The following is a 9,446-nucleotide window of genomic DNA, read 5'->3' on the forward strand; positions in this document are numbered from 1 at the left end:
CCGCTCCGATGACTGGTGACTCATGACCAATATAGTGTTCTGGTCACGCCGATGCGCATGCGGGGGCGCGCGACCGCGCATGGAAGCAGGTCAAGAGGGTCGTACGGAAATTAAGGGGTCTCTAAGGGGCGTCGGCGCGGAAGAGCGCCCAGACGGCCTTGCCGCCGCTCGCCAGCGGGTCCCAGCCCCAGCACTGGCTGTACGTCTCGACGATGTAGAGGCCGCGCCCGTTCTCGGAGATGAAGTCGGGCTCCTTGGGCCGCGGCACCTCGTCGCTCGGGTCGGCCACCGCCAGCAACACGTGCGGTGCGACCCGCATGAGCAGCAGCTCGATGCCCCGCCCCCCGCGTGCGTACATCGCGTACCGGATGGCGTTGGTCACCAGTTCCGACACCACCAGCGCGGCGTCGTCGCTCAAGTCGTGCAGGCCCCAGCCGCGCAGCGTCGAGCGGGTCACGTCCCTGGCGGTCTTGACCGAGTCGGCCTGGAAGGGCAGCGGGCACGAGGCCGTGTACGGCTTCCCGCCCATGAGAAGGTGCTCGAAACCGACTTCGCGGGTGATCTGCAGGCAATCGGCAGTGGCCAGCGGATCCTCCACCATGCTGCCGATACCTCCCCGTTGAACCTTCGTTAGTGCATGTTTGGCCCAATATGCACTAACCCATGATGGGTCACGCGGCCGGGTCGCTGCAAGACCCAAATGCACGTGCAGTTGCATTGTGCAGGAGCAAGCGGCGTCAGGCAGACGGCCGCCGAATCGGACACGAGGTTGAGACCTTGTCATACGTGGCGATGTGGTGTCACTGTGTGTGCGGACCTTGATAGGAGGAAGCAAGTGACGCAGAACCAGCCGGGTTCCGGACCGACGGCGCTGCGCATCCTCCTGGGCTCCCAGCTGCGCAAGCTCAGGGAAGCGAAGAACGTCACCCGCGAGGAGGCGGGCCACCTCATCCGGGGCTCCGAATCCAAGATCAGCCGCATGGAGCTCGGCCGGGTGGGGTTCAAGGAACGCGACGTGGCGGACCTGCTCACGTTGTACGGGGTCGTGGACACGCAGGCCCGTGCCGCCGTGCTCGACCTGGTCGCCACCGCCAACGAGCCGGGCTGGTGGCATCGGTTCAACGACGTCCTGCCCACGTGGTTCCAGGCGTACGTCGGCCTCGAGGAGGCCGCCGCCAGGATCAGGACCTACGAGGTCCAGTTCGTGCCGGGATTGTTGCAGACCAAGGAGTACACCCGGGCCGTGGTGACCGCCGGGGCGGCGGGCATCGGAGCCGAGGAGATCGCCAGGCGGGTGGACCTCCGGCTGGAACGCCAGCGGATCCTGGACAAACCCGACGGGCCCATCTTCTGGGCGGTGATCGACGAGGCCGCGTTACGCAGGCCCATCGGCGGCGCCGAGGTGATGAGAGCCCAGATCGAGCACCTGATCGAGCTGATGCGCCAGCAGAGCATCACGATCCAGATCATGCCGTTCAGCTTCGGGGGGCACAGCGCGGAGGGCGGAGCGTTCAGCATCCTGCGCTTCCCCGACAACGACCTGCCGGACGTCGTGTACGTCGAGCAACTCGCCAGCGCGCTCTACCTCGACAAGCGCGAGGACGTCGACCGATACACCGAGGTGATGGAGCGGTTGTGCGCCGTGAGCACCACCCCGGACGAGACGATCGAGCTGTTGCGGACGATCGCGGACGAGTTCTGAGAGTCGTGACGTCGTTGTCGGGTGTGCATCTGCCCTAGACTGGCAGTCGGCGTTGGATCCCGCCGTGGCGGAGCATGCCCGACACCGCTCATGTGGGCGCGGCGCGTGAGCCGAAACCGATGAGACGCGCCCGCGATCACTCGTAGCTTGATCAAGGAGACCATTCCGTGAAGACCGCTGTCGAGGAGCTCAGCCCGACCAGGGTCAAGCTCACCGTCGAGGTGCCGTTCGACGAGCTGCGCCCCAGCATGGATGCGGCATACAAGAAGGTCGCGCAGCAGGTGCGCGTCCCCGGGTTCCGGCCTGGCAAGGTTCCGGCCCGCATCATCGAGCAGCGCTTCGGCCGGGCGGTAGTGCTGGAGGAGACCCTCAACGACGCGGTGCCCAAGCTCTACGGCCAGGCCGTCGACGAGGTCGACGTGTTCCCGGTCAGCCAGCCGGACATCGAGGTCACGAAGATCGACGACGGTGAGCAGATCGAGTTCACCGCCGAGGTCGACATCCGGCCCAACTTCGAGGTCCCCGAATACCAGGGCGTCGAGGTCACGGTCGACTCCGCCGAGGTCTCCGACGACGACGTCAACGCCCAGCTCGACGCGCTGCGCCAGCGTTTCGCCACGCTCACCGGCGTCGAGCGGCCCGCCGCCAACGGCGACTTCGTCGTCATGGACCTGCGCGCCGAGATCGACGGCAAGAACATCGAGGAGCAGCAGGCCAGCGAGGTGTCCTACGAGGTGGGCGCCGGCTCCGTGCTGCAGGGCCTCGACGCCGCGCTCGAAGGCATGTCCGCGGGTGAGGAGAAGAGCTTCAAGACCGAGCTGGTCGGCGGTGACAACGCCGGCGAGGAAGCCGACGTGATCATCAACGTCAAGTCGGTCAAGGAGAAGGTCCTGCCCGAGCTCGACGACGAGTTCGCCCAGCTCGCCAGCGAGTTCGACACGCTGGAGGAGCTCCAGGCCAGCATCCGCGAGCAGGCTCGCCGCAACAAGCTGATCGACCAGGTCGTGCAGGCCCGCGACAAGGCGCTCGACGCCGTGCTCGACAAGATCGACATCCCGCTCCCCGACAGCGCGCTCAAGGCCGAGGTCGACGCCCGCAAGCACAACCTCGACCACCAGGTGGCCGAGAGCGGCCTGAGCCGTGACGCCTTCTTCCGCCTCTACCAGACGACGGAGGAGGAGCGCTTCGCCGAGTTCGAGTCCAGCGCCGCCAAGGCGATCAAGGTCGGCTTCGTGCTCGACAAGATCGTCAAGGCCGAGGAGCTGGGCGTCTCCGAGCAGGAGCTGACCAACTTCGTGGTCCGCCGGGCCATGGAGATGGGCGTGCAGCCCAACGAGCTGGCCAAGCACCTCGCCGACAACGACCAGCTCACGCTGGCCATGGTCGAGATCGTCCGTGACAAGGCCAAGTCCGTGCTCGGCGACGCTGCCAAGGTGGTCGACACCGAGGGCAACGAGGTCGACCTCAAGGGCATCTACAGCGAGATCAACGGTGGCGAGGTCGTCGAGGAAGAGGACGCCGAGGGCGAGAAGGCCGACGGCGAGAAGGCCGACGCCTGACGCTCCGAGCCAACCGGAGCCCCTGGACCCGCCGGTCCGGGGGCTCCGTCATGGGCGGACGCCCTTGACCCGGGGCGGAGCGCTCAGGCGGCTTGTGAGGCGCCAGGATGGCCCAAGGATCCTGCGGATGGCGGGCCGGCGCTCATCGCGCGGCGCTCGCCCCCTCAGGCGTCTGAGAGAGGTCGCCGTACGCGTGCCACGTCGCCAGGGGACGAAGACCGCACAAGCCGAAGAAGCGTAACAGGCAACCATTCGCTCGAACCTGCGCCGTCAGCGAACAGTACGGGGGACCGGGCATGACCTGTGGGCCGGGCGCGTTAGGGTCACAAGCAAAGCCCATCGATTACGACGCATCGGAAGGTGACGCTGTGACCAGCCCGCCGACCTTCTATCAGCCTGAGTCTCGAGGCCGTGAGAACGGCTCCGCCTTCCGGCTTGAGGACCAGCTTTACCAGCGCCTGCTTCGCGAGCGCATCATCGTTCTCGGGCAGGAGGTCAACGACGAGATCGCCAACCGCATCTGCGCAGAGCTGCTGCTGCTCGCGGCCGACGATCCCGACCGCGACATCACGCTCTACATCAACTCGCCGGGTGGCTCGGTAAGTGCGGGCATGGCGATCTACGACATGATGGAATACGTGCCCAACGACGTATCCACGGTCGTTATGGGTATGGCCGCCTCGATGGGGCAGTTCCTGCTGTCCGCCGGCGCCCGGGGCAAGCGTTACGGCCTGCCGCACGCCCGTGTCATGATGCACCAGCCGTCCGGCGGCATCGGCGGCACCGCCGCAGACATCGCCATCCAGGCCGAGCAGATGCTCTACGTGAAGAAGACGCTGGCCGAGCGGATCGCCCACCACACCGGGCAGCCCCTCGAGCAGATCGAGGCCGATTCCGACCGCGACCGCTGGTTCACGGCCGAAGAGGCCAAGGACTACGGCTTCATCGACCACGTGGTGCGCAGCGCACGGCAGGTGCCCACGCAGGGCCCGGTCTCCTAGGGGAGCTGACATGAACATCGAAAGCCGTTACGTTCTCCCCTCCTTCGTCGAGCGTACGTCCTACGGCGTGAAGGAGATGAACCCGTACAACAAGCTCTTCGAGGACCGCATCATCTTCCTCGGAGTGCAGATCGACGACGCGTCGGCCAACGACGTGATGGCCCAGCTGCTGACGCTGGAGTCACTCGACCCCGACCGTGACATCAGCATCTACATCAACTCGCCCGGCGGCTCGTTCACGGCCATGACGGCGATCTACGACACGATGCAGTTCGTCCGGCCGGAGATCCAGACCGTCTGCCTCGGCCAGGCCGCGTCCGCCGCGGCCGTGCTGCTGGCCGGCGGCACCCCTGGCAAGCGGTTCGCGCTGCCCAACGCCAGGGTGCTGATCCACCAGCCGTCCACCGAGGGCGGCGGCCAGGGCAGCGACATCGAGATCCAGGCCCGCGAGATCCTTCGCATGCGCTCCCTCCTCGAGGACATCGTGGCGAGGCACTCGGGCAAGTCCTCCGCTGAAATCCGCAAGGACATCGAACGCGACAAAATTCTCAACGCGGACGAGGCGAAGGCGTATGGTCTGATCGACGACATCATCCCGTCCAGGAAGAAGCGAGCTCAGGCCGTGGCTTCCTAGACGAGACGTGACGCGCCGGAGCGCTGCCCAATAGGGCACGTTCCGGTGCGACTCGCCGCTAGGGGGCTCACTGAGGGCCCAGAAGACGGTAACGTCGAAACCTGAGCGGTTCGGCCTAGTCCGGAGGATGTCCGGAGACACTGCTCACGTGAGCAGGGCGGTCCCACGCAAAGGAGTATCTGGGGTGGCACGCATCGGCGACGGGGGAGACCTGCTGAAGTGCTCGTTCTGTGGAAAGAGCCAGAAGCAAGTCAAGAAGCTCATTGCCGGTCCAGGCGTCTACATCTGCGATGAGTGCATCGATCTCTGCAACGAGATCATCGAGGAGGAGCTCTCCGAGTCCTCCGAGCTCAAGTGGGACAACCTGCCCAAGCCGAGGGAGATCTACGAGTTCCTCGACGCCTACGTCATCGGTCAGGACAAGGCGAAGAAGGCTCTTTCGGTGGCGGTCTACAACCACTACAAGCGGGTGCAGTCCGGCGACCGGGGCAGAGACGACGGCCTCGAGCTCGCCAAGAGCAACATCCTGTTGCTCGGGCCGACAGGTTCAGGCAAGACGCTGCTGGCGCAGACCCTGGCGAAGATGCTCAACGTGCCCTTCGCCATCGCCGACGCCACCGCGCTGACCGAGGCCGGCTACGTCGGCGAGGACGTCGAGAACATCCTTCTCAAGCTGATCCAGGCCGCCGACTACGACGTGAAGAAGGCCGAGACCGGCATCATCTACATCGACGAGGTCGACAAGATCGCCCGCAAGAGCGAAAACCCGTCGATCACGCGCGACGTCTCGGGCGAGGGTGTGCAGCAGGCGCTGCTGAAGATCCTGGAGGGCACCACGGCCTCGGTGCCTCCGCAGGGCGGCCGCAAGCACCCCCACCAGGAGTTCATCCAGATCGACACGACCAACGTGCTGTTCATCTGCGGCGGTGCCTTCGCGGGCCTGGAAAAGATCATCGAGTCGCGCATCGGCAAGAAGGGCATCGGCTTCAACGCCATCATCCGGTCGAAGGAAGAGGTCGACACCGCCGACGTCTTCGGCGACGTGATGCCGGAAGACCTGCTCAAGTTCGGCATGATCCCCGAGTTCGTCGGCCGCCTGCCCGTCATCACCTCGGTGCACAACCTCGACCGCGAGGCGCTCATCCAGATCCTCACCGAGCCCCGCAACGCGCTGGTCAAGCAATACCGCAAGCTGCTCGAGCTCGACGGCGTCGAGCTGGAGTTCACCGACGGCGCCCTCGAGGCCATCGCAGACCAGGCCATCCTGCGCGGCACCGGCGCCCGTGGGCTGCGCGCCATCCTGGAGGAGGTGCTCCAGTCCGTCATGTACGAAGTGCCCTCCAGGCAGGACGTCGCCCGCGTGGTCATCACCCGGGAGTCGGTGCTGGAACACGCGATCCCGACGCTCGTCCCGCGCGACCAGCTCGCCGCCAAGCAGCAGCGCACCCCGCGCGAAAAGTCGGCCTGAGCCGCAGTCGTTCACACCGGACGCCCCGTGGTCGCGAACCATGGGGCGTTCCGCTTTCCCGCCTCCCTAGAATTGGTCACTGTGACAACGCCAGAGCTGCCTACCCAGTACACACCGGCCGACGTCGAGACCCGGAGCTATGAGCGCTGGGTGTCCGAAGGCTACTTCCGCGCCGACCCTGGCAGCACACGCGAGCCGTACAGCATCGTCCTTCCGCCGCCCAACGTGACGGGCGTCCTGCACATCGGGCACGCGCTCGACCACTCCATCCAGGACGCGCTGACGCGCCACGCGCGGATGAAAGGCCACGAGACCCTGTGGCTGCCGGGCATGGACCACGCCGGCATCGCCACCCAGAACGTCGTGGAGCGCGAGCTGGCCAAGCAGGGCTTGTCACGCCACGACCTGGGCCGCGAGGCGTTCATCGAGCGGGTCTGGGAGTGGAAGGAGGAATCCGGTGGCCGGATCCTCAGCCAGATGCGCAAACTCGGCGACGGCGTCGACTGGTCACGCGAGCGGTTCACGATGGATCCCGGCCTCTCCCGGGCCGTGCAGACGATCTTCAAGAAGCTGTTCGACGACGGGCTGATCTACCGCGCCGAGCGCATCATCAACTGGTGCCCGCGCTGCCTGACCGCGCTGTCCGACATCGAGGTGGAGCACAGCGAGGACGAAGGCGAGCTCATCTCGATCCGCTACTCCGACGAGATCGTGGTCGCCACCACGCGCGCCGAGACCATGCTCGGTGACACGGCGGTGGCCGTGCACCCCTCCGACGAGCGTTACGCGCACCTGATCGGCACGCTCGTGGAGGTGCCGCTCACCGGCCGCATGATCCCTGTGGTCGCCGATGAGCACGTCGACCCCGAGTTCGGCACCGGCGCGGTCAAGGTGACCCCCGCCCACGACCCCAATGACTTCGAGATCGGGCGGCGCCATTCGCTGCCGTCGCTGACCGTCATGGACGAGCGCGGGGTGATCACCGCGCACGGGCCCTTCCAAGGGCTCGATCGCTTCGAGGCCCGGCCCGCCGTGGTCGCCGCCCTGCGGGCCGAAGGCCGCATCGTCGCGGAGAAGCGGCCCTACCTGCACTCGGTCGGTCACTGCTCGCGCTGCAAGACCGTGGTCGAACCCCGGCTGTCGCTGCAGTGGTTCGTCAACGTCTCGCCGCTGGCCAAGGCCGCCGGCGACGCCGTTCGCGACGGCCGCACCCGCATCCACCCGCCCGAGCTGGCCAAGCGCTACTTCGACTGGGTCGACGACATGCACGACTGGTGCATCTCTCGCCAGCTCTGGTGGGGCCACCGCATCCCGGTCTGGTACGGCCCTGGCGGCGAGGTCGTGTGCGTGGGCCCCGACGAGGAGCCGCCCGCCGGCTACACCCAGGACTCCGACGTCCTCGACACCTGGTTCTCCTCGGGGTTGTGGCCGTTCTCGACCCTCGGCTGGCCCGACTCGACATCCGAGCTCCAGCGCTTCTACCCGACCTCCGTTCTGGTCACGGGTTACGACATCCTGTTCTTCTGGGTCGCGCGGATGATGATGTTCGGCCTGTACGCCATGGACGGCGAGCCACCGTTCCGTGTCGTCGCGCTGCACGGCATGGTCCGCGACCAGTACGGCAAGAAGATGTCCAAGTCGTTCGGCAACGTGGTCGACCCGCTCGACTGGATCGAGCGCTTCGGCGCCGACGCCACCCGGTTCACCCTGCTGCGCGGCGCCAACCCCGGCGCCGATGTCGCGGTGAGCGAGGAATGGGCGGCGGGCTCCCGCAACTTCTGCAACAAGATCTGGAACGCCACCCGGTTCGCCCTGATGAACGGCGCCACCGTGGGCACCCTCGACGACGCTGAGCTGACTCCGGCGGACCGGTGGATTCTCTCGCGCCTGCAGTCGGTCATCACGGCCGTTGATGCCGCGTTCGAGGAGTTCGAGTTCGCCAAGGCTTCCGACCTGCTCTACCACTTCGCCTGGGACGAAGTCTGCGACTGGTACCTCGAGCTGGCCAAGATCCAGCTCGGTGAGGGCCGGGAGCACACCCGGCTCGTGCTCGGCCACGTGCTCGACGCACTGTTGCGGTTGCTGCACCCGCTGGTTCCGTTCGTGACGGAGGAGTTGTGGCGGGCCGTGACCGGCGGCGAGTCGGTCGTCGTGGCGTCGTGGCCGAAGGCCGACGGCCGCTACACCGACGCCGCGGCCGAGGCCGAGATCGGCGCGCTGCAGGAGCTGGTGACGGAGGTGCGCAGGTTCCGCTCGGACCAGGGGCTCAAGCCCGGCCAGAAGGTGGCCGCCCGCCTCGGGCTGGCCGGCACACCGCTGGCCGGCCAGGAGACGGCGATCCGCGCGCTGCTGCGTCTCACGGCGCCGCCGGAGTCGTTCAATGCCACGGCGCGGTTCACGGTCGGAGAGGTGTCCGTGGAGATCGACACCGCGGGAGCCATCGACGTCGTGGCGGAGCGTAAGCGGTTGGAGAAAGACCTCGCGGCCGCCCGCAAGGAGGCTGCGCAGGTGGCGGCGAAGCTGGGCAACGAGCAGTTCATGGCCAAGGCACCGGACGACGTGGTGGCCAAGGTGCGGGGCCGTGCCGAGCAGGCGTCGGCCGACATCGCACGGCTCGAGGCACAGCTCGCCCGGCTCGGGGTTTGAACCGCAGCCCCGAAGGGAAGATTCATTCGTTACCTGAGAACGGACCTTCGACCCCGTCGGGGCTGCTACAGTTTTCGAGCCGGGGCAGTCAACCCCGACACCTCCTGTGACAAACCCCGACCTCGGGCCGGTCCCGCCTGGTGATTGGACAACGGCCGGATGTTGGAGTAAGTTAGCAGGGTTGCCTCCAAGCGGGGCACGTCTGGAAGATCCCGGATCGGGCGGTTTGACAAGAATCGTCCGGATAGGGTAATCTGAAGGAAACGAAGTGTGAGCCTCCGCGTCAGGGTCGGTCAAAGATTCTGGCGGGGATGTACGCGTGCGTTTCTTGAGAACTCAACAGTGTGTTAAAAGCCAGTGCATGATGCACAACCCCGTCGATCGACGTTAGTCGGTTTTTGACGGATTCCTTTTGTTAGTTGGGTTCAGACCTTTT

7 protein-coding genes are annotated in these 9,446 nt (G+C 66.4%); 6 read left to right on the top strand and 1 reads right to left on the bottom strand.

Going from position 1 to position 9,446, the window contains the following annotated elements; translation table 11 throughout:
• Window positions 1–121: 121 nt before the first annotated feature.
• A complete protein-coding gene (locus tag ABGA98_RS41415; RefSeq protein WP_347623956.1) occupies window positions 122–601 on the bottom strand; it encodes an ATP-binding protein in 480 nt (159 codons plus the stop codon).
• 234 nt (window positions 602–835) lie between these two features.
• On the opposite strand from ABGA98_RS41415, the gene ABGA98_RS41420 reads away from it, so the two are divergent.
• The 6 genes from ABGA98_RS41420 to ABGA98_RS41445 all read left to right on the top strand — a co-directional run bounded on the left by ABGA98_RS41420 (window position 836) and on the right by ABGA98_RS41445 (window position 9,010).
• Complete coding sequence (locus ABGA98_RS41420) at window positions 836–1,702, top strand: helix-turn-helix transcriptional regulator (RefSeq protein WP_347623957.1); 867 nt, start codon at window positions 836–838, stop codon at window positions 1,700–1,702.
• Between the two features lie 167 nt (window positions 1,703–1,869).
• Window positions 1,870–3,261 carry a trigger factor gene (tig, locus tag ABGA98_RS41425; RefSeq protein WP_347623958.1) on the top strand — a complete coding sequence of 464 codons (1,392 nt, stop codon included), beginning with the start codon at window positions 1,870–1,872 and terminating at the stop codon, window positions 3,259–3,261.
• A 368-nt stretch (window positions 3,262–3,629) separates the two neighbouring features.
• Window positions 3,630–4,262, top strand: a complete 633-nt coding sequence (locus tag ABGA98_RS41430) for an ATP-dependent Clp protease proteolytic subunit (RefSeq protein WP_132332989.1) — start codon at window positions 3,630–3,632, stop codon at window positions 4,260–4,262.
• A 10-nt stretch (window positions 4,263–4,272) separates the two neighbouring features.
• Complete coding sequence (locus ABGA98_RS41435; RefSeq protein ID WP_132516299.1) at window positions 4,273–4,896, top strand: ATP-dependent Clp protease proteolytic subunit; 624 nt, start codon at window positions 4,273–4,275, stop codon at window positions 4,894–4,896.
• 184 nt (window positions 4,897–5,080) lie between these two features.
• Window positions 5,081–6,364 (top strand): ATP-dependent Clp protease ATP-binding subunit ClpX, encoded by a 1,284-nt coding sequence (gene clpX, locus ABGA98_RS41440; RefSeq protein WP_132516300.1) that lies wholly within the window; start codon window positions 5,081–5,083, stop codon window positions 6,362–6,364.
• A gap of 81 nt (window positions 6,365–6,445) precedes the next feature.
• Complete coding sequence (locus ABGA98_RS41445) at window positions 6,446–9,010, top strand: valine--tRNA ligase (RefSeq protein WP_347623959.1); 2,565 nt, start codon at window positions 6,446–6,448, stop codon at window positions 9,008–9,010.
• Window positions 9,011–9,446 lie beyond the last annotated feature (436 nt).

The sequence above is a fragment of the Nonomuraea sp. B1E8 genome (genome assembly GCF_039871515.1).
Classification (GTDB): domain Bacteria; phylum Actinomycetota; class Actinomycetes; order Streptosporangiales; family Streptosporangiaceae; genus Nonomuraea.